The 21,340-nt window shown below is 65.2% G+C and carries 13 protein-coding genes; 6 read left to right on the top strand and 7 right to left on the bottom strand.

The window, feature by feature from the left end:
• Positions 1-81: 81 nt before the first annotated feature.
• The gene (locus tag P2869_RS06540) at positions 82-1,494 is read right to left on the bottom strand and encodes a lactate utilization protein B (RefSeq protein ID WP_277597807.1); all 1,413 of its coding nucleotides are present in this window, start codon (positions 1,492-1,494) and stop codon (positions 82-84) included.
• Positions 1,495-1,503: 9 nt separating this feature from the next.
• Positions 1,504-2,235, bottom strand: coding sequence for a (Fe-S)-binding protein (locus P2869_RS06535; protein WP_026122083.1), 732 nt, complete (start codon positions 2,233-2,235; stop codon positions 1,504-1,506).
• Positions 2,236-2,445: 210 nt separating this feature from the next.
• On the opposite strand from P2869_RS06535, the gene P2869_RS06530 reads away from it, so the two are divergent.
• Positions 2,446-3,258, top strand: coding sequence for an IclR family transcriptional regulator (locus tag P2869_RS06530; RefSeq protein ID WP_017777985.1), 813 nt, complete (start codon positions 2,446-2,448; stop codon positions 3,256-3,258).
• Between the two features lie 146 nt (positions 3,259-3,404).
• On the opposite strand, the gene pbpG is transcribed toward P2869_RS06530, so the two are convergent.
• Complete coding sequence (pbpG, locus tag P2869_RS06525) at positions 3,405-4,571, bottom strand: D-alanyl-D-alanine endopeptidase (RefSeq protein WP_017777984.1); 1,167 nt, start codon at positions 4,569-4,571, stop codon at positions 3,405-3,407.
• Between the two features lie 794 nt (positions 4,572-5,365).
• Here pbpG and P2869_RS06520 point away from each other — a divergent pair.
• The gene (locus P2869_RS06520; protein ID WP_017777983.1) at positions 5,366-5,932 is read left to right on the top strand and encodes a phasin family protein; all 567 of its coding nucleotides are present in this window, start codon (positions 5,366-5,368) and stop codon (positions 5,930-5,932) included.
• Between the two features lie 259 nt (positions 5,933-6,191).
• On the opposite strand, the gene lpdA is transcribed toward P2869_RS06520, so the two are convergent.
• The 3 genes from lpdA to aceE all read right to left on the bottom strand — a co-directional run bounded on the left by lpdA (position 6,192) and on the right by aceE (position 12,699).
• The gene (gene lpdA, locus P2869_RS06515) at positions 6,192-7,964 is read right to left on the bottom strand and encodes a dihydrolipoyl dehydrogenase (protein WP_277597806.1); all 1,773 of its coding nucleotides are present in this window, start codon (positions 7,962-7,964) and stop codon (positions 6,192-6,194) included.
• 250 nt (positions 7,965-8,214) lie between these two features.
• Complete coding sequence (aceF, locus tag P2869_RS06510; protein ID WP_277597805.1) at positions 8,215-9,903, bottom strand: dihydrolipoyllysine-residue acetyltransferase; 1,689 nt, start codon at positions 9,901-9,903, stop codon at positions 8,215-8,217.
• Positions 9,904-9,993: 90 nt separating this feature from the next.
• Positions 9,994-12,699: a pyruvate dehydrogenase (acetyl-transferring), homodimeric type gene (gene aceE, locus P2869_RS06505; RefSeq protein ID WP_277597804.1), complete on the bottom strand. Its 2,706-nt coding sequence runs from the start codon at positions 12,697-12,699 to the stop codon at positions 9,994-9,996.
• A 273-nt stretch (positions 12,700-12,972) separates the two neighbouring features.
• On the opposite strand from aceE, the gene fixL reads away from it, so the two are divergent.
• From fixL to folD, 3 genes are all read left to right on the top strand, one after another.
• On the top strand, positions 12,973-15,486 hold the full coding sequence (gene fixL, locus P2869_RS06500; protein WP_017777978.1) for an oxygen sensor histidine kinase FixL: 2,514 nt from the start codon (positions 12,973-12,975) through the stop codon (positions 15,484-15,486).
• Positions 15,483-16,127: an oxygen response regulator transcription factor FixJ gene (fixJ, locus tag P2869_RS06495; RefSeq protein WP_017777977.1), complete on the top strand. Its 645-nt coding sequence runs from the start codon at positions 15,483-15,485 to the stop codon at positions 16,125-16,127. The genes fixL and fixJ overlap by 4 nt, the downstream gene beginning before the upstream one ends.
• A gap of 410 nt (positions 16,128-16,537) precedes the next feature.
• Positions 16,538-17,392 carry a bifunctional methylenetetrahydrofolate dehydrogenase/methenyltetrahydrofolate cyclohydrolase FolD gene (folD, locus tag P2869_RS06490; RefSeq protein WP_017777976.1) on the top strand — a complete coding sequence of 285 codons (855 nt, stop codon included), beginning with the start codon at positions 16,538-16,540 and terminating at the stop codon, positions 17,390-17,392.
• A 2-nt stretch (positions 17,393-17,394) separates the two neighbouring features.
• Here the strand turns inward: folD and P2869_RS06485 are convergent, their stop codons facing one another.
• Positions 17,395-18,615, bottom strand: coding sequence for an acyltransferase (locus tag P2869_RS06485; protein ID WP_017777975.1), 1,221 nt, complete (start codon positions 18,613-18,615; stop codon positions 17,395-17,397).
• A gap of 507 nt (positions 18,616-19,122) precedes the next feature.
• Between P2869_RS06485 and P2869_RS06480 the strand changes: the two genes are divergently transcribed.
• Entirely contained in the window at positions 19,123-21,225 is a 2,103-nt protein-coding gene (locus P2869_RS06480; protein ID WP_126875750.1) for a M3 family metallopeptidase, read from the top strand.
• Positions 21,226-21,340 lie beyond the last annotated feature (115 nt).

The following is a 21,340-nucleotide window of genomic DNA, read 5'->3' as shown; positions in this document are numbered from 1 at the left end:
CTTTGACAGAACGCGCGACAACGTCCGCGCCACGTTGAGGCAAGGGCGGACAGAACCGCAGTTTCGAACCGCCGCTTCGCCCTACCCGACGTGGCTGCGCTGCGCCGCGTAGAGTTCGCGGAAGGTGCGCCCGACAGGCGCCGGCATGTCGCGCGTATTCGTCCATCCGCCGGCCAGCGGCAGGCGCGCGATCGCCCGGTTCTTGCCGCCCAGTTTTTCCAGCACGCGAACGGCAAGCCGCGTGAAGAGCGAATACGCCTCGGGATGCAGCGCGAGCCAGCCCCAGGCAGCCAGCCCCGCCCGCTCGCGCCACGGACGCAGATGCCGCTCCACCTGCTTCTCGCGCAGCTTGCGGAGCAGGTCGGAGAGCGGGATGCCCACGGGACACACGCTGTTGCACTCGCCGCAGAGCGTCGCGGCCTGCGGCAGGTCGAGCGCCTTGTCGAGGCCCACGTAGCTCGGCGTGAGCACCGACCCCATCGGCCCAGGATAGACCCAGCCGTAGGCGTGCCCGCCCACCTTCTGGTACACGGGGCAATGGTTCATGCAGGCGCCGCAGCGAATACAGCGCAGCATCTCCTGGAAGTCGCCGCCGATGAGCCCCGTGCGACCGCCGTCCACGAGCACGACGTACATGTGCTCGGGGCCGTCCTGGTCGTCCGCGCCACGCGGGCCCGTCAGCACGGAGAAATAGTTCGAGATCGCCTGCCCGGTCGCCGAGCGCGGCAACAACCGCATTGCAGTGGCGAGGTCTTCGAGCGTCGGCAGGATTTTTTCGATACCGGTCACCGCCACGTGCACGCGCGGCATGACAGTGCACATGCCCTCGTTGCCCTCATTGGTCACGAGCGCGACCGAACCCGTCTCCGCGATCAGGAAGTTGCCGCCCGTCACGCCCATGTCCGCCGAGAGGAAATGCGGACGCAGCACCTCGCGCGCCTCGCGCGTCATCTGCGGAATCTCGGTCAGGCGAGGCCGCTCGTGGGTCTTCGCGAACAGGTCGGCGATCTCTTCCTTATCCTTGTGCACGACGGGCGCAATGATGTGGCTGGGCGGCTCGTTGTGATTGATCTGAAGGATGTACTCGCCGAGATCGGTCTCGATGGACTGCACGCCCATCTGGCCCAGCACCTCGTTGAGGCGCATTTCCTCCGAGACCATCGACTTCGTCTTGATCACCTTCTTCACGTCGTGCCGGCGGGCGATGTCGGCCACGAGTTGCGCCGCGTCCCGCGTCGTCTCGGCATAGAGGACGGTCACGCCGCGGCGCGCGGCCTCGCGCTCGAAGGTCTCGATCCAGACGTCGAGATTCTCCAGCGCGCGGTTGCGGCGCTCTTTGAGCGCGGCCCGCGTGGCGGGAAAGTCGATATCGGTCATGGCTACGGCACGCGCCGACACGAACTTCGTCGAGAGCTTCGTGAGGTTCTGCTGCAGGCGAACGTCAGCGAGTTTCTGCCCCGCCCGCGCCTTGAACTGCATCGACTGGACTTGCATGCGTGCCCCTTAGTCTTTGCCGGCGTCGCCCGCCAGCACCTGTGCGATGTGCAGCACGCGCGTCGACGTGTCGCCCGTGCGGCGCAGCCGGCCTTCGATGTTCAGCATGCAGCCGAGGTCGCCCAGCACCACGGTGCTTGTGCCGCTCGCGTGCACGTTGGCGCACTTCTCGTCGACGATCGCGGTCGAGATATCGCCGTACTTCACGGCAAACGTGCCGCCAAAGCCGCAGCAGTGCTCGCAGTCTTTCATCTCGACCACTTCGACGCCCTGCTGCGCAAGCAGCGCGCGCGGCTGCGCCTTGACGCCGAGCTCGCGCAGCCCGGAACACGAATCGTGGTAGGTGACGGGCCCCTTGAACGCGCCCGGCTGCAGCTGCACCTTCGCGACGTTGACGAGAAAGTCCGTAAGTTCGAATACGCGGCCGCGCAGCCGCCCGTAACGGCTCATGAGTTCCGGGTCGTCGCGCAGCAGGTCGCCGTAATGCACGCGGATCATGCCGCCGCACGAGCCCGAGGGCACCACGACGTAATCGAACTGCTCGAACTCGCGCAGCATCTTCTCGGCGAGGTCGCGGGCCACGCCGCGTTCGCCGGAATTGTAGGCAGGCTGACCGCAACACGTCTGGGCCGGCGGCACGACCACTTCGTAGCCCGCCTGCTCGAGCAGCTTGATGACCGAAAAACCGATCTCGGGACGCATCAGGTCGATCAGGCAGGTGACGAACAATCCGACTCGCATGGGCGCTCCTCCGAAAAAACGCCCTCGATTATGCGGCTTTTGGCGTCGACGACCAACGTTCGCGCGCGACCTGAAAAACCGCCGGCACATGCGGCGTCGCAGCGGAAAATTCACCCCGAACACCCCGAGCGCCCGGGATACGCCCATTTTTTCACTATACGAGATACAATCGTGGCTTCGTTGTTTGACGCGTCAACCGCCCTGGTTCCAATGAGCGACACCAATCCGGATCCCAAGACTTCGATCCAGGTGATCGAACGCATGATGCGCCTGCTCGATGCACTGGCCGCGCACAGCGACCCTGTGAGCCTGAAAGAGCTAGCGCAGCGCACCGAACTTCACCCCTCCACCGCCCACCGCATTCTCAACGACATGGTGACGTGCCGGCTTGTGGACCGGTCCGATCCGGGCACGTACCGTCTCGGCATGCGGCTGCTCGAACTCGGCAATCTCGTGAAGGCGCGCCTCTCCGTGCGCGATGCTGCGCTGCAACCCATGCGCGAGCTGCATCGCCTCACGGGCCAGACCGTGAACCTGTCCGTGCGCCAGGGCGACGAAATCGTCTACATCGAACGCGCCTATTCCGAGCGCTCCGGCATGCAGGTGGTGCGCGCCATCGGCGGCCGCGCGCCGCTGCACCTCACTTCCGTCGGCAAGCTGTTCCTCGCCGCCGACGAGGCCAGCCGTGTGCGCGCCTATGCCACACGCACGGGCCTCTCGGGCCACACGCAGAACAGCATCACGGACCTCGCCCGGCTCGAACGCGAGCTCATGCATGTGCGCCAGCAGGCATGTGCACGCGACAACGAGGAACTGGAGCTCGGGGTGCGATGCATCGCCGCGGGCATCTACGACGATACGGGCAAGCTGGTGGCCGGCCTGTCGCTCTCCGCACCGGCCGACCGGCTGCAGGACTCGTGGCTCGCCCATCTGAGCCGCACGGCGCTGAGCATTTCGGAAGCGCTCGGCTACCATCCCGAGGCAGCCGAGGCGAGTACGCACGGCAGTTCGCAAGCGGCGTAAGCACCCAAGCTCGTAGAACCTCGGCCGCTGCGACATACGTGTCACACAATATGTCGCAGCGGCCATGAAAAAAGCCCGCTTGATGAAGCGGGCTTTTTGTTGCAGCGACCGGCACGGTTATACGCGCCGGCAGGCAGAGACGTCGATCAGGTGCCGGCGCCGCCTGCGTCCGCGCTCGTGATGTGCGGCTGATCGCCGCCATTGTCGAGCCACGTGCGCAGACGCGTGGCGTCGGCGAAGCGCGAATACTTGCCCGACGAATCGAGCAGCACCATGATCATCGGGCGGCCGTGGATGGTCGCCTGCATCACGAGGCACTCGCCTGCTTCGTTGATGAAGCCGGTCTTCTGCAGGCCGATGTCCCACGTCGAATTCGCGCCGCGCACCAGCGCGTTCGTGCTGTTGTAGGCGAGCGAACGACGGCCCGTGTACACCTCATAGCTGCGATCGGTCGAGAACCGGCGGATCAGCGGATACTGGTACGCGGCGTTCACCATCTTCACGAGATCGCGGGCGCTCGAGACGTTGAGGCTCGTCAGGCCCGTCGAGTTCTCGAAGTGCGTATCCGTCATGCCGAGTTGCTTCGCCTTCGCGTTCATCGCGGCGATAAAAGCAGGACGGCCGCCCGGGTAGTAACGCGACAGCGCGGCTGCCGCGCGGTTTTCGGACGCCATCAGCGCAATGTGCAGCATGTCTTCGCGCGAGAGCACCGACCCCACGGCCAGGCGTGAGCCCGTGTTCTTCTCGTAGTCGCGGTCCTCGTCGGTGACTTCGATCTGCTCCGCGAGCGACTCTTTCGAGTCGAGCACGACCATCGCGGTCATCAGCTTCGTGATCGAGGCGATAGGCACGACGGCGGTCGAATTCTTGTCGAAGAGCGGCTCCATCGTGTTCTGGTCCACCACGTACGCGACGCTCGAACGCAGCATGAGCGCGTCGGGCGTTTCGTGGAGGCCGAACGCCTGGCCGGCTGACGGCGTACGCGGTTCGAACGCGACGCGGCGCACGCCGTGATGGCGGCCCATCGTGTACGTGACGCGCCGTTTCTTCGCGACCGGACGAGCGACGTCCGCAGTCGCCGCAGCCGATTTGGCTACGACCTTCGAGGACCGGGCCACGGTCTTATGGCTTGCGCCCGGCTTTTTCGCCGATTTGCCCTGGTGCGATTGGGAAGGAGCGGTGCTCGACGCTGCGAAAGCGTCAGCGGGCACGGCGAAAGCCGCGCCAATGACCACGGAAGCAGCCACCGACAGTGCGGTGCTGAGTGCCGCGCCGTGGATCACTTTTAGCGACGAAAGCAAGTCGGTTTTCATTGGTGTTCTGGAAGGAGCGGCAGGATTTTTCCGCAAGTGTAGTAAAACCACGAAAAATTAGCAATATTAAGCACTTATCAGTGCACCTTAAACCGAATCGTAAGGTCCTATTGATAAGCACAATAAAGACCACCCGATTGATGCAGAAAAGCAATCAATCGCGCAGCGTTCCCCAGCGCGTCCGGCGCCCTCTCACCTTCCGATGAGAGACTTTCCCGGATTAACGGCAGACTCGAGGATGTTTTTGATCAGGGGAAATACGATCGCTCTGGCGAGCGCCGCCTCGTGGCGCCTCGCCTGGCCGCTCGGGACGAGCGTGTCGAAAATGCGGACAGATCTTGTGGCATTCGCCTTTCGACTGTCACGGTCGTGCCGCACAGACCGCGCGTTCGACCGTAATTTAACTTTAACGTTCCGCGACCCATTCGGTTTACCTGATGCCCTACGGATATATCCCAGGGGGTCGATGTCGACGTTCGGAATGCTGGTTGCTGCGCACGTCGCCCGCGTTGGCCAACGGCAGACTATTGCGAATGCACGCGCACCCGACTGGTGCAAGCCGGACTGCCCACCAGCCCGCCGAAGTGACATGCGCTCAGCATAACCAACTGTTTTATCGAGAATTTATCGACGTTGTGCGCCGCACAAAAAGCGCTTGACTTTTGGTGCACGTATCCTAAAATCACGTTCAATGTTGCGACGCACAAATGGAACACGCGACGCAGCGGAGTCCCACCGTCTTGCCACTTATCAACACGGTCTGCGCCAGACAGGCCGTTCCCAGGAGCGAAAACATGAATCTGCTGACCCCCGAGCAAATCGTCGCTGCGCAGAAGGCCAACCTCGAAACCCTCTTCGGCCTGACCGGCAAGGCGTTCGAGGGCATGGAGAAGCTCGTCGAGCTGAACCTCCAGGTCGTGAAGTCGACCATCGCGGAAGGCCAGGAAAACGCCCAGCGCGTGCTGTCGGCAAAAGACGCGCAGGAACTGCTCGCACTGCAAGCCAGCCTCACGCAGCCGGTAGCCGAAAAGGTGCTGTCGTACGGCCGTCATCTGTATGAAATCGCCTCGGCCACGCAAGCCGAATTCGCACGTGTCGCCGAAGCGCAGTACGAAGACCAGAACCGCAAGGTCCAATCGCTCGTCGACAACGTCGCCAAGAACGCTCCGGCCGGTTCGGAAACCGCCGTCGCCGTGATCAAGTCGGCCATCACCGCCGCGAACACGACGTACGAAACGGTTCACAAGGCTACCAAGCAGGCCGTCGAGATCGCCGAAAGCAACTTCAACGCCGCTACGGCCGCTGCGTCGAAGGCTGCCGCGCAAGCTTCGCGCTCGGCATCGGCCAAGAAGGCTGTCTAAGGAACAGATGGGAACAGGCGTGTGCGCGAGAGCGCGGCGACGCCTGAGCCGCCCAGACAACGCGGTAAGCGCTGTCGGCCTGCCGGAAGCCCGCTGAAACAGGAACGGCGCACCCCGCAAAGGGTGCGCCGTTTTCATTTGCCTGCGTTCCAGGGTCATCCGAACTGCGTGGAAAGCCGCGTTCGAACTGGGAACCGCATCCTGGGAAACGCGGGCTCACGGATTAGTGAGCCCGGCCTCGCGCCGCCACCTCACGCGCTTACTTCTTTTTCTGCGGAGGCAGGTCGGTACAGACGCCTTCGTACAGCTCCGCCGCCATGCCGATGGACTCGCCGAGCGTCGGGTGCGGATGGATCGTCCGGCCAATGTCCGTCGCGTCTGCGCCCATCTCGATTGCAAGGCATACCTCGCTGATGAGGTCGCCCGCATTCAGACCGACAATGCCGCCGCCAATCACGCGATGCGTCTCTTCGTCGAAGATCAGCTTGGTGAAACCCTCATCGCGACCATTGGCGATTGCGCGGCCCGACGCGGCCCACGGGAACACGGCCTTGCCGTACTTGATGCCTTCGGCCTTGCACTGGTCTTCGGTCTTGCCGGCCCACGCCACTTCCGGATCCGTGTAAGCCACCGACGGAATCTGCAGTGCGTCGAAGTACGCTTTCTCGCCGTGCGCCGCTTCCGCTGCGACGTGACCTTCGTGCACGGCCTTGTGCGCGAGCATCGGCTGACCGACGACGTCACCGATCGCGAAGATGTGCGGCACGTTGGTGCGCATCTGCTTGTCGACTTCGATGAAGCCACGATCGGTCACCGCGACGCCCGCTTTCTCCGCACCGATCCTCTTGCCGTTCGGACTGCGCCCCACCGCCACCAGTACGAGGTCGTAGCGCTGCGGACCGTCCGGCGCCGCCTCGCCCTCGAACGACACGTAGATGCCATCGGGCTTCGCCTCGGCCTTCGTGGTTTTCGTCTTCAGCATCAGCTTGGCGAAACGCTTGCCGCTGTACTTCTCCCAGACGCGCACGAGGTCGCGGTCCGCGCCCATCATCAAGCCATCGAGCATTTCGACCACATCGATCTGCGCGCCGAGCGTCGAATAGACCGTCGCCATTTCGAGACCGATAATGCCGCCGCCGATCACGAGCATGCGCTGCGGAATCTGCGGCAGTTCAAGTGCGCCCGTGGAGTCGACGATACGCGGATCGTCGGGCAGAAACGGCAGCTTCACGGCCTGCGAGCCCGCCGCGATGATCGCCTGCTTGAAGCGGACCACTTTCTTGCCGGCCTCGCCCTGCACTTCCATATGGTTCGGATCGACGAACGTGCCGACGCCGGTCACCACTTCGACCTTGCGCGCCTTCGCCATGCCGGCAAGGCCACCCGTGAGCTTCTTCACGACGCCGGCCTTGAACGCGCGCAGCTTGTCGAGGTCGATCTGCGGCTTGCCGAACGTGATGCCGTGACCGGCCAGCGCTTCGGCTTCGTCCATCACGAGCGCCGTGTGCAGCAGCGCCTTCGAGGGAATGCAGCCCACGTTCAGACACACGCCGCCAAGCGTCGAATAGCGCTCCACCAGCACCGTCCTCATGCCGAGGTCCGCCGCGCGGAACGCGGCCGAATAGCCGCCGGGGCCCGCGCCCAGCACGAGCATGTCGCATTCGATGTCGGCATTGCCGCTGTAGCTGCCTGCCTGCGCAGCGGCAGCGACCTTCGGTGCTGCCGCGGGGGTAGCGGCGGCCGGAGCAGGCGCCGCAGCCGGTGCGGGAGCGGCCGGTGCCGCAGTTGCCGCGGCCCCTGCTTCCACGAGTGCGACCACGGTGCCCTGGGACACCTTATCGCCCGGCTTGATACGCACTTCCTTGACCGTACCCGCGACGTCGCTGGGCACTTCCATGGACGCCTTGTCCGACTCGAGCGTGAGCAACGACTGCTCCTTCTCGATGACGTCACCAGGCTTGATGTTGACTTCGATGACGTCGACATCCTTGAAATCGCCGATATCCGGCACTTTCACTTCGACGAGACTCATTCACGTCCCCTTCTTTTTGCAGATCGTGGTGGCGGTGCGCCGCGCGAAACCGCTGTGCGAAACCGCTTGTGCAACCGCTTGTGCAACTTACGGCACGAGGCCTGGAGCCGCGGCCGTCATGCCGTTGAACGGCAGGCAATGGGCCCGCGACACAGCGGCAGGCGCATCAGCAAGCCGGGCAACCTGGGGGGACGAGCGGGTCGCGCAACACGACCCGCTCGCCCCGGCCCAACGGCGCCCCGCCGGACGATCAGAGAATCACACGCCGGAAATCGGCCAGGATGGATGCCAGATACGCGTTGAAGCGCGCTGCCTCGGCGCCGTCGATCACGCGGTGGTCGTACGACAGCGAAAGCGGCAGCGTGAGGCGCGGCACGAACTGCTTGCCGTCCCACACCGGCTTCATCGCGCTGCGCGAGAGTCCCAGGATGGCGACTTCGGGCGCATTGATGATCGGCGTAAAGTTCGTGCCGCCAATGCCGCCCAGCGACGAGATCGAGAAGCAGCCGCCCTGCATCTGGTCGGGCTTGAGCTTGCCTTCGCGCGCCAGCTTCGAGAGCTCGCTCATTTCCTTCGCGATATCGACGAGGCCCTTCTTGTCCGCGTCGCGGATCACGGGCACGACGAGACCGTTCGGCGTGTCGGCAGCAAAACCGACGTGGTAGTACTGCTTGAAGACGAGGTTGTCGCCGTCGAGGCTCGCATTGAAGGTCGGGAACTTCTTGAGTGCCGCGACGCAGGCCTTGATCACGAACGCGAGCATGGTGAACTTCACGCCCGCCTTCTCGTTTTCCTTGTTCAGCTGGACGCGCAGCGCCTCGAGCTCGGTGATGTCCGCCTCGTCGTTGTTCGTGACGTGCGGAATCATGACCCAGTTGCGGTGCAGGTTCGCGCCGGAAATCTTCTTGATGCGCGAGAGCGGCTTCGGATCGATCGGGCCGAACTTCGTGAAATCGATCTTCGGCCACGGCAGCAGATTCAGCTCGCCGCCGCCCGCCGCTGCCGGCGCACCGGCTGCCGCCGGCGCGCGCTGGCCGGTCATCACGCCCTTCACGAAGGCCGTGACGTCTTCCTGGGTGATGCGGCCCTTCGGACCCGTGCCGCGCACCTGCGAGACATCGACGCCCAGTTCGCGCGCGAACTTGCGCACGGACGGCGACGCATGGCTTGCCTGCCGCGCGCCGCCTTCGCCCGCGGGAATCAATGGAGCCTGCGCGAGCGCCGACGGTTGCGCGACCGGCGCGCGTTGCGGCACCTGCGGCGCATCCGAGGGCGCCTCGACCGGCGCCTTCGCCGCAGCCGGCGCAGCTTGCGGAGCCGCGGCCGCGCCTTCGGCTTCGAGCAGCAGGATCAGCGTGCCTTCGGACACCGCATCGCCCACCTTGACCTTGAGTTCCTTGACGACGCCGGCCGCGGGGCTCGGCACGTCCATGGTGGCCTTGTCCGATTCGAGCGTGACGAGCGACTGCTCCTTCTCCACGCGATCGCCCACCTTCACGGCGACCTCGATGACTGGCACGTCCTTGTAGTCGCCAATATCGGGCACCTTCACTTCCTGCACACCGCCCGTTGCCGCAAGTGCAGCGGCAGCAGGTGCAGGTGCGGCGGCCGCCGCTTGAGCGGGAGCCGCCTGAGGCGCCGCTGCTGCGGGCGCCGGCGCTGCGGCGCCGTTCGCCTTCGGCGCGGCGGCCGCGCCATCGCCGCCTTCCAGCACGACGATGAGCGAGCCTTCGGACACGGCATCGCCCACCTTCACCCGCACGTCCTTGACGGTGCCGGAGGCCGGGCTCGGCACGTCCATGGTCGCCTTGTCCGACTCGAGCGTCACGAGCGACTGTTCCTTCTCGACGGTATCGCCCGCCTTCACCAGAATCTCGATTACAGGCACGTCCTTGTAATCGCCGATATCCGGCACCTTTACTTCAATCGATTGACTCATTGTTGGTGTCTCCTGGGCCGCGCGCGCCGCCGGGCCGCGAACCGGTCGCGGGAAGCGGCGCGCGTCGTGGCACGCGGGGGGGTGATGGCTTTAGACGGTCATCGGGTTGGGTTTGGCGGGATCGAGCGCGTACTTCGCGATGGCCTCGGCGACCAGCTTGCGATCGATCGTGCCTTCGTCGGCCAGCGCGTTGAGCGCGGCGACCGTGACCCAGTAACGGTCCACCTCGAAGAAGTGGCGCAGCTTTTCGCGAGTGTCCGAACGGCCAAAGCCGTCGGTGCCGAGCACCACGTAGCGGCGCGGCACGAGCCCGCGAATCTGGTCGGCGAGCGCACGCACGTAGTCGGTCGAAGCAATCACCGGACCCTGCGTGTCCTTGAGCAGCTTCTCGACGTGCGAGACGCGGCGCGGCTCGGTGGGATGCAGCAGGTTCCAGCGCTCGATGTCGTGACCTTCGCGGGCCAGTTCCGTGAAGCTCGGCACGCTCCAGAGGTCGGCGGCAACGCCCCAGTCGTTCTTGAGCAGGTCAGCCGCGGCGATCACTTCATTGAAGATGGTGCCCGCACCCATCAGCTGCACGCGCGGCGCCTTGCTGTCGGCTTCGGCCTTGCGGAACGCGTACATGCCCTTGACGATGTCCGCTGCCACGTCCTGCAGGCTCGCGCTCTGCGGAATGGCCGGGTGCTCGTAGTTCTCGTTCATCACCGTGACGTAGTAGTACACGTCCTGCTGCTCCTGCACCATGCGGCGCAGGCCGTCCTGGATGATGACGGCAAGCTCGTAGCCGAAGGTCGGGTCGTAGCTCACACAGTTCGGCACCGATGCCGCCCACAGCAGCGAGTGCCCGTCTTCGTGCTGCAGTCCTTCGCCGTTGAGCGTCGTGCGGCCCGCGGTGCCGCCCAGCAGGAAGCCGCGCGAACGCATGTCGCCGGCCGCCCAGGCGAGGTCGCCGATGCGCTGGAAGCCGAACATCGAATAGAAGATGTAGAACGGCACCATGATCTCGCCGTGCGTCGAGTACGACGTCGCGGCAGCGATCCAGTCGGCCATGCCGCCGGCTTCGTTGATGCCTTCCTGGAGGATCTGACCGGTTTCCGATTCCTTGTAGAACATCAGCTGGTCGGAATCTTCCGGCACGTACTTCTGGCCGTCCTGGTTCCAGATGCCGATCTGGCGGAAGAGCCCTTCCATGCCGAACGTGCGCGACTCGTCCGGCACGATGGGCACCACGCGCTTGCCGAGCGCCTTGTCCTTCAGAAGGATGTTGAGAATCCGCACGAACGCCATCGTCGTGGAGATTTCGCGACCTTCGCCCGTGCCCTTCAAGAGCGGCTCGAACGCTTCGAGCGCCGGCACCGGCAGCGATTCGGCCTTCTCGCGGCGCGCGGGCAGATAGCCGCCCAGCGTCTGGCGGTGCGAGCGCATGTACTCGAGTTCCTTCGAGCCCTCCTCGAACGTGAGGTACGGCACGTCGACGATCTGTTCGTCGCTGATCGGCAGGCGGAACTGGTCGCGGAACTTCTTGAGCTGGTCCACCTGCATCTTCTTCTGCTGGTGGGTGATGTTCATGGCCTGGCCGGCCTCGCCCATGCCGTAGCCCTTGATGGTCTTGGCCAGGATCACGGTCGGCTGGCCCTTCGTCTGGGTCGCCTCGTGAAACGCCGCGTAGATCTTGTGCGGATCGTGGCCGCCGCGGTTCAGATTCCAGATGTCGTCGTCGGACCAGTCGGCGACCAGCGCCTTCAGCTCCGGCGTGTTGAAGAAGTGCTCGCGCACGTAGGCGCCGGACTCGGATTTGTAGGTCTGGTATTCGCCGTCCACGACTTCCATCATGCGGCGCATCAGCGCGCCGCTCTTGTCGCGCGCGAAGAGTGCGTCCCAGCGGCTGCCCCAGATCACCTTGATCACGTTCCAGCCCGCGCCGCGGAACTCGCTTTCGAGTTCCTGGATGATCTTGCCGTTACCGCGCACCGGGCCGTCGAGGCGCTGCAGGTTGCAGTTGATCACGAACACGAGGTTGTCGAGGCGTTCGCGGCCGGCCATGCCGATCGCGCCGAGCGATTCCGGCTCGTCCGTCTCGCCGTCGCCGAGGAACGCCCAGACTTTGCGGCCTTCGGTCTTCGCGATGCCGCGCGCCTGCAGGTACTTCATGAAGCGGGCCTGGTAGATCGCCATGATCGGGCCCAGACCCATCGACACGGTCGGGAACTGCCAGAAGTCCGGCATCAGCCACGGGTGCGGGTACGACGAGATGCCCTCGCCGCCCACTTCCTGGCGGAAGTTGTCGAGCTGCTTTTCGGTGAGACGGCCAAGCAGGAACGCGCGCGAGTAGACGCCCGGCGACGAGTGGCCCTGCACGAACACCAGGTCGCCGCCGTGCTCGGCGGAGGGTGCGTGCCAGAAATGGTTGAAGCCGACGTCATAGAGCGTGGCCGCCGAGGCGAACGACGCGATGTGGCCGCCCACGTTGGTGTGTTTGCCGGCGCGCAGCACCATGGCAATGGCGTTCCAGCGGGTGTACGAGCGAATGCGGTGTTCGATGTCCTGGTCGCCGGGGTTCTTGGCCTGGCGCGCGACCGGAATCGTGTTGATGTACGGGGTGTTGGCCGAGAACGGCAGGTGTTCGCCGTGCACGCGGGCGAATTCGATCTGCTTCTCGATCAGGTAGTGGGCGCGGTCGGGGCCGACCGCGGAGATCACGCCATCGAGCGCGTCGAGCCACTCTGCGGTTTCCTGGGGATCGTCGTCCTTGTCGGCGGCAACATATTTGAGGACTTCGTCGGGTACAGCGGACATGCTCGTCTCCTGAATGTAACGGTCGCTGATGAGTGGACGACGCGGGCGCAAGCCCCGCCGCGCAGCTTCGGGCGATTGTAATGACTGCGTTCGGGCCCGCGCAACAAAAATTTTGGATCGCGAGATCGTTTCTCACAATGCGGAAAATTGCTGCAGCGCACGCCAGATTTGCCGGTCTGACGCCGTTACGTCGGCCAGTCTGCGCCGAATTGCCCTTGATTTGCTGCTTTTTTCACGTCATTTAGGTGACATACGCTGAGCTACAATCCTGCCATGTTGACCGATCGGCTTTTCGCACGCTCGGCGCGGCCGCCCGGCAACCGGAGCGAGCCTTCGCCGACCCGCTGGCACCACGGACCGTGGTGGTCCAATTCCTATCTGCTCACGCCGCTCCTGTCGATCCTCGTGTTTCTGATCGTCATGAGCCTCATTTTGTGGAGCCTCAACCGCCGGGAGCAGCAACAGCAGGAAGACACGCTGTATCGCAACGTCGCCTGGGCGCAGCAGCAGATCCGCCTCTCGATGACAGGCGCCCAGGAGCAGCTCCAGGCGCTTGCCCGCGACCTCGCCGCGGGCCATGCCGATCCGCATTCGTTCCAGGTGTCGACCACGGACATCATGCAGGGGCATCCCGAGATCCTCTACATGAACTGGTACACGAGCGCGCAGACGCCGCGCTGGCCCGACACGGCGCTGCCCGTGCTCGGCCAGCGGCTCGCGCGCCCCAACGACAACCAGATGGACGAGGCCGTGAAGGCCGCCTTCGGCGAAGCGCGCAGCACGCGCCGCCAGGTGTACTCGCCGCTCATCTACGACGACCTCGGCAACGGCTACATCACACTGCAGACGCCGGTGTACCGCGACCGCGACTTCCTCGGCTCGATTGCCGCGGTGTTCTCAATCGAAGGCATCCTGAAGCACGACATCCCGCCCGAGCTTTCGGCCAAGTACAAGATTTCGATCATCGACGTCAACAACCGCGAGCTCGCCACCACGTCGACCCGCCCGCGGCTGCCGCGCGACCAGTTCTACGACCTGCCGCTCGATCCGCCGGGCCAGGGCGTCTCAGTGCGGGTGTACGCGTACCCGCAGATGACCAACTTCACCAACAACACGCTGGTGTGGCTGGTGGCGGGTCTGTCGTGCTTCGTGCTGTGGAGCCTCTGGAGTCTCTGGAAGCACACGCGCCAGCGCTTCGAAGCGCAGCAGGCGCTCTATGCCGAAGCGTTCTTCCGCCGCGCGATGGAAAACTCGGTGCTGATCGGCATGCGCGTGCTCGACATGCACGGCCGCATCACGCACGTGAACCCCGCGTTCTGCCGCATGACGGGTTGGGACGAAAGCGACCTCGTCGGCAAGACGGCGCCGTTTCCGTACTGGCCGCGCGACGCGTATCCGGAAATGCAGCGCCAGCTCGACATGACGCTGCGCGGCAAGGCGCCGAGCTCGGGCTTCGAGCTGCGCGTGCGCCGCAAGGACGGCTCACTCTTTCACGCGCGGCTCTACGTGTCGCCGCTCATCGACAGTTCGGGCCGGCAGACCGGCTGGATGTCGTCGATGACGGACATCACCGAGCCCAAACGCGCCCGCGAAGAACTGGCCGCCGCGCACGAGCGCTTCACCACGGTGCTGGAAAGCCTCGACGCCGCCGTTTCGGTGCTGGCCGCCGACGAAGCCGAACTCCTGTTCGCCAACCGCTACTACCGGCACCTCTTCGGCATCCGTCCGGACGGGCACCTGGAGCTTGCGGGCGGCGGCTTCGACAGCGCGCAGGCGTCCTCTGACTCGATCGACATGGTGGACACCTACGCCGGCCTGCCCGCGGCGGCGCTCACGGAAAGCACGGCGGACGCGCAGGAAGTCTACGTGCAGAGCATCCAGAAGTGGTTCGAGGTGCGGCGCCAGTACATCCAGTGGGTGGACGGCCATCTCGCGCAGATGCAGATCGCCACCGACATCACCACGCGCAAGCAGGCCCAGGAACTCGCGCGCCAGCAGGACGAAAAACTCCAGTTCACGAGCCGTCTGATGACGATGGGCGAAATGGCGTCGTCGCTCGCGCACGAACTCAACCAGCCGCTCGCGGCGATCAACAACTATTGCTCCGGAACCGTCGCGCTGGTTAAATCTGGCCGCACTACCCCCGACAATCTGTTGCCCGTGCTCGAAAAGACCGCCCAGCAGGCTGTGCGCGCCGGCATGATCATCAAGCGCATCCGCGAGTTCGTGAAGCGCAGCGAACCGAAACGCCAGGCCACCCGCGTCTCGGACATCGTCGCCGACGCCGTGGGCCTCGCCGAAATCGAGGCGCGCAAACGGCGCATCCGCATCGTCACGGACATCCGCTCGCGCATGCCGGTCATCTACGTCGACCCGGTGCTGATCGAACAGGTGCTCGTCAACCTGCTCAAGAACGCCGCCGAAGCCATGGCCGAGGCGCGCCCGAACGCCGTGGACCCGGTGATCCGCGTGGTCGTCAGGCTCGACGGCGGCTTTGTCTGTATCAGCGTAGTCGACCAGGGCCCGGGCGTGGACGAAGCCACCGCCGAGCGGCTCTTCGAACCGTTCTACAGCACGAAGTCCGACGGCATGGGCATGGGCCTCAACATCTGCCGCTCAATCATCGAATCCCATCGCGGGCGCCTCTGGGTCGTGAACAACGTCGAAAGCGACGGTCACGTCACGGGCGCCACATTCCACTGCAGTCTGCCTATAGGCGAACCTGACGGCCCGAGTCACGGCGGGTCCGAAGTGCCGACACCCCAAACCGTTACGGGAGAGCTATGAACAGCCCAGTCACCACCCAGGAAACCGTGTTTGTCGTCGACGACGACGAGGCCGTAAGAGACTCGCTGCGCTGGCTCCTGGAAGCGAACGGATACCGCGTGCAGTGCTTCGTCTCGGCCGAACAGTTTCTGGAGGCCTACCAGCCGGCCCACCAGGCGGGACAGATCGCGTGCCTGATTCTCGACGTGCGGATGTCGGGCATGAGCGGGCTCGAACTCCAGGAGCGCCTGATCGCCGAAAACGCCTCGCTGCCCATCATCTTCGTGACGGGCCACGGCGACGTGCCGATGGCCGTGTCCACCATGAAGAAGGGCGCGATGGACTTCATCGAGAAGCCGTTCGACGAAGCCGAACTGCGCAAGCTCGTTGAGCGCATGCTGGAAAAGGCGCGCAGCGAAAGCTCGAGCGTGCAGCAACAGCGCGCGGCCGCCGAGCGGCTCGGCAAGCTCACGGCGCGCGAGCATCAGGTGCTCGAGCGCATCATCGCGGGCCGGCTCAACAAGCAGATTGCCGACGATCTGGGCATCAGCATCAAGACAGTGGAAGCGCACCGCGCCAACATCATGGAAAAGCTCAACGTGAACACGGTGGCCGACCTGCTGCGTCTCGCGTTGTCGAACAAGCCGCAGCAGGCGCAGTAAGCGCAGGCGCGAGCGCCGAAGTCCCGCATGCCGGTCCACCGGGCGTCTCATGGAGCGCCGCACCGGACGGCATGCCGGGCTATCGCCCCCGGTGCCAGTTCGGGCGCAATGCCAGTTCGGGCGCAATGTGTGGTTTTCGCTCCGCTCGCTTCATCTCTCCGCTCCCTTCATCCCTCCGCCCGCCTCTGAACTTCGCGAGGCCCGCTGCCTTTCCCCCGCAGGAACGCCAGGCGGCAAAGGTATAATTCCGGACTTCACAGCGGCACGCCGCGCAGCAGCACAAAAAGGCACGTGCTGTCCCTGAACCGACAGGTTCATGGCCATCCGCGCCAAACGTGTCCCGTCCGCGCCGCCGCATGGCAGCGTTCACACGCGCCGCCCGCATTCCGAACTGCCCCTTTCGACCGACCATGACAGCCACCCTGATCGACGGACTCGCCCTTTCCAAGACGCTGCGCGCCGACGTAGCCCAACGCGCCGCCGCGCTCACCGCCCGCGGCCATCAGCCTGGCCTCGCGGTCATACTCGTGGGCGACAATCCGGCGAGCGAAGTCTATGTGCGCAACAAGGTGAAGGCCTGCGAAGACAACGGCCTCTTCTCGTCCTACGACCGCTATCCCGCCACGTTCAGCGAAGCGGAACTGCTCGCGCGCATCGACGAACTCAATCGCGACCCGAAGATCCACGGCATTCTCGTGCAGCTGCCGCTGCCCGCGCACATCGACAGCCACAAAGTGATCGAGGCAATCGCGCCGGAAAAGGACGTCGACGGCTTTCACGTCGCGAACGCCGGTGCACTGATGACGGGCAAGCCGCTCTTCCGTCCGTGCACGCCGTATGGCGTGATGAAGATGTTCGAGGCTTACGGCATTGCGCTCGCGGGCGCGAACGCCGTCGTGATCGGCCGCTCGAACATCGTCGGCAAGCCAATGGCGCTGCTGCTGCTCGAAGCCGGCGCCACGGTCACCATCTGCCACAGCAAGACCCGCGATCTGGCTACGCACACGCGCGAGGCCGACGTGGTGGTCGCTGCCGTCGGCAAGCGCAACATTCTCACCGCCGACATGGTGAAGCCGGGCGCCACGGTGATCGACGTAGGCATGAACCGCGACGACGCCGGCAAGCTGTGCGGGGACGTTGATTTCGCGGGCGTGAAGGAAGTGGCGGGCCATATCACGCCGGTGCCGGGCGGCGTGGGGCCGATGACGATCACGATGCTGCTCGTCAACACGATCGAAGCGGCCGAGCGGGCTGCCGCGGGTTGACCTCAGCGCGCCGGCGCATCTCCCACCATTCCCGGGGCGGCGTCGTCGGGTAACTCGCCCGCTTCGCCCCACGCGGTCAGTTCTTCAGCCTCGCCTTCGCCGGTCATCGATTCCAGCACGGCGCGGCGTCGCACGGCGCGCTCCGTGCGCGCCCGCACCCACCTGAGCGCCGGACGCTCCACGCCGTGCCACGAGAGCGCCGCGCACGCCAGAATGAACGGCGCGGCGATCAGCACGGCCGTCAGATGATCGAGATGCGGCGCGAGATTGGCCACGCACTGCTGCACCACGAACCCGTAGATGTAGATGCCGTACGAGTAGTCGTTGCGCGGCACGAGGCGGCGCAACATGGGCGTGGTCGCCATCCAGAGCACGCCGTAGACGAAGGCGAGATAGAACAGCGGCTGCGCGGCCTCCGAGTGATGCAGCGCGAGATAGAGCGCCACGAGCCCCAGCGCGACCCGTCCGTCGAGCCGCACCGCGGCACGCCACGCGTAGAGCAGCATGCCGAACATGAAGAACAGCTCCGGCCAGAACGAATAGCCGCCCGCCTTCACCGAAAAGTCGCGCATGCCGATGTGAAACGGATGAACGTGGATGCGCAGCACGAACCCCAGCAGTCCGATTGCCAACGCCACCAGCGTGCCGCGCCGTGAAGTCAGCAAGCCGAGCGTGCCGGTCACCAGAACGATCAGATAACAGCGCACCTCGATGGGCAGCGTCCAGAGCGGCGCGCAGATGTCGTGCGCGAAGCGGTTGTGTTCGAACACGCCGGGCAGCACCCAGCCCTCCTTCAGCACGATGGTCCTGAAATTGTCGAGGTTGATCCACGTCGCGCGCGAACCGAAGTAGGTGGACAACGGCAGTGTCGTGAAGAGCGGGCCGAGCACCAGCACGACCACCAGCGAACCCACGGCCACCGCCGGCCAGATTCGCGCCACGCGCAGCGCGACGAAGCGGATGACCGAGCGCTGCCGCACGAAGCTCGCGGTCACGAGCATGCCGCTCATCAGGAAAAACGCATAGACGCCGAGCGCGCCGAACGAGTCGAAGCCAAGGGTGGCGGTGGCCGGGTCAGTCGCGCTGTCGCCCCGCTGCATCAGAAACGAATGGCAGTACACCACCGCGACGGCGGCCAAGAGGCGCACGAGATCGAAATTGTTGCCGCGGCGCAGTGTGCCGGGCGGGGTCCCGCGTGCAAGGGCATGCGAAAGCAAGGTCATGGCGGCAGCATCCGTAGGCGGACGTCGGCGATAGTGGAAATGCGAACAGGCGCAGCGAAAGCGCGGATCGATTGGCAATCCCTCGGGGTCACGCGAAGGGTCACGCGAAGGATCACGAGAATAAGTGGGCAGCGCCTTCGCAGCCGACACCGCGGCGAGCCTGCATGATGGGCCGTGTCCCGGCGAAAAACTGTTCGCTCACCCACGATCCGATACCGATTGCCGCACGGCGTGACGGGCGCCCTTCGCCCGCCTCTTGCCAGTTCCGTGCCCTGGCTCAAGCTGCGCGGGCGCCTCGCCCGAGCATGGCCCGGCAACTTCTGCTACCGTGCACAGAGCCCGGCGAGCGGGTTGGAAAGACCGCGCCGCGCCCCAATAATGTCGGTATCCGGACGCACAGGGCGGACCGAAACACGCCGCCGCGGCTTCGGGCGAGCCGCACGCGAGCCCGCGCCCGTGATCCCTTTGCCCAGACACCGCAACCCACCGCGACAGACAGGAAGCACCATGTCCACTACCTCATCGACACAAAAGAATCCGCTTCTCGACTTCTCCGATCTGCCGCGCTTCGGCGACATCCGCCCCGAGCACGTCACGCCCGCGCTCGACGTGCTGCTCGCCAACGCGAACGCCGCCGTGGAGCGCGCGAGCCTGCCGGCCACGCCCGCGTCGTGGGTCGACGTCGTGGAACCGGTGGAGCGCGCCACCGAACCGCTGTCGCGCGCCTGGGGCGTGATCGGCCACCTCAATGCCGTGGCCGATACGCCCGAACTGCGCGCCGTCTACGGCGAAAACCTGCCGCGCGTGACCGAGTTCTGGTCGAGCGTCGGGCAAAACCTGGCGCTCTACGAGAAGTACAAGGCCCTTGCCGCAAGCGGCGATTTCGCGCTGCTTTCCGGCGAGCGCCGCAAGATTCTGGACAACGCGCTGCGCGACTTCCGCCTGTCGGGCGCCGAGCTGCCCGAAGACCAGAAGCCGCGTTTCGCCGAACTGCAGGAACGCCAGGCTGCGCTTTCGAAGGCTTTTTCGGACCACGTGCTCGATTCCACCAACGCTTACGCGTACATCGCGACCGAGGAATCGCAGCTTGCCGGCCTGCCTGAAGACGCGGTCGCCGCCGCCCGCGAAGCCGCCGAAAAGGAAGGCAAGAGCGGCTGGAAATTCACGCTGCACTTTCCTTCGTACTTCCCGGTCATGCAATACGCCGAGAACCGCGCGATGCGCGAGACGATGTATCGCGCCTACGTGACGCGCGCCTCGGAACTCGGGCCCGTGTACGGCGGCGGCAAGCCCGAATGGGACAACACCGAGAACATCGCCGAACAACTGGCCCTGCGTGCCGAAGAAGCGAAGATGCTCGGTTACCGCAACTTCGCCGAGGTGTCGCTCGCGCCGAAGATGGCGGACTCGCCCGAGCAGGTCATGAGCTTCCTCGAAGACCTCGCGAAGCGCGCGCGTCCGCACGGTGAACGCGACTGGAAGGAGCTGCGCGAGTTCGCCGCCACCGAGCTGGGTCTCACGGCGCTCGAACCTTGGGACGTCGCGTTCGCCGGCGAGCGTCTGCGCCAGAAGCGCTATTCGTTCTCGGAAAACGAGGTCAAGCAGTACTTTCCGGAAGACGTCGTGCTCAAGGGTCTCTTCAAGGTCACCGAAACGCTCTTCGGCGTGAAGATTCGCCGCGACGAAGCCGCCGTCTGGCATCCGGACGTGCGCTTTTTCCGCGTCGAGAACCCGGACGGCACGCTCGTCGCGCAGTTCTATCTCGACCTCTACGCGCGCGAAGGCAAGCGCGGCGGCGCATGGATGGACGACGCGCGCACCCGCCGTCGCCGCGGCCACAACGACGTGCAGACGCCTGTCGCGTACCTCACCTGCAACTTCTCGGCACCGGTGGGTGGCAGGCCCGCGTGCTTCACGCACGACGAAGTCATCACGCTCTTCCACGAATTCGGCCACGGGCTGCATCACATGCTCACGCGCGTGGACGAGCTGGGCGTGTCGGGCATCAACGGCGTGGAGTGGGATGCGGTCGAGCTGCCGTCGCAATTCATGGAGAACTTCTGCTGGGAGTGGGACGTGCTCTCCGACATGACACAGCATGTCGATACCGCCGCGCCGCTGCCGCGCGAGCTATTCGACAAGATGCTCGCCGCGAAGAACTTCCAGAGCGGGCTCGGCACGCTGCGGCAGATCGTGTTCTCGATGTTCGACATGGCGCTGCACGTCGACTTCGACGCGGCCGGCGCGAAGAGCGCCAACGACCTCGCCCGCGAGATCAACGAGCGCTTCCACGTCATCGCGCAGGCGCCCTTCTCGCGCTGGCCCAACACGTTCAGCCACATCTTCGCGGGCGGCTACGCGGCGGGCTACTACAGCTACAAGTGGGCCGAAGTGCTGTCGGCCGACGCGTACGCCGCATTCGAGGAAGCCGCACAGAGCGCAAGCGGCAGCGTGCTCGACGCGGCCACGGGCACGCGCTATCGCCGCGAGATTCTGGAAGTGGGCGGCAGTCGGCCGGCGATGGAATCGTTCAAGGCGTTCCGCGGCCGGGAGCCGACCATCGACGCCCTGCTGCGCCACAACGGCATGACGGAGACGGTGTCGCACTGATGTCTGCGGGTCTCAGCCGCGGCGCTTTGCGACTGAGGCAGACAGGCAGGTAAGCAAAAAAAAGCGCGCAGCGGGTACCTTCCGCCGCGCGCTTTGTTTTGTATGTGCCTTGTGT

This window comes from Paraburkholderia sp. SUR17, assembly GCF_029536165.1.
In the GTDB taxonomy this organism is placed as follows: Bacteria; Pseudomonadota; Gammaproteobacteria; order Burkholderiales; family Burkholderiaceae; genus Paraburkholderia; species Paraburkholderia kururiensis.
The sequence above is the reverse complement of the archived record's forward strand: the minus strand, read 5'-3'. Positions and strand labels throughout refer to the sequence as shown.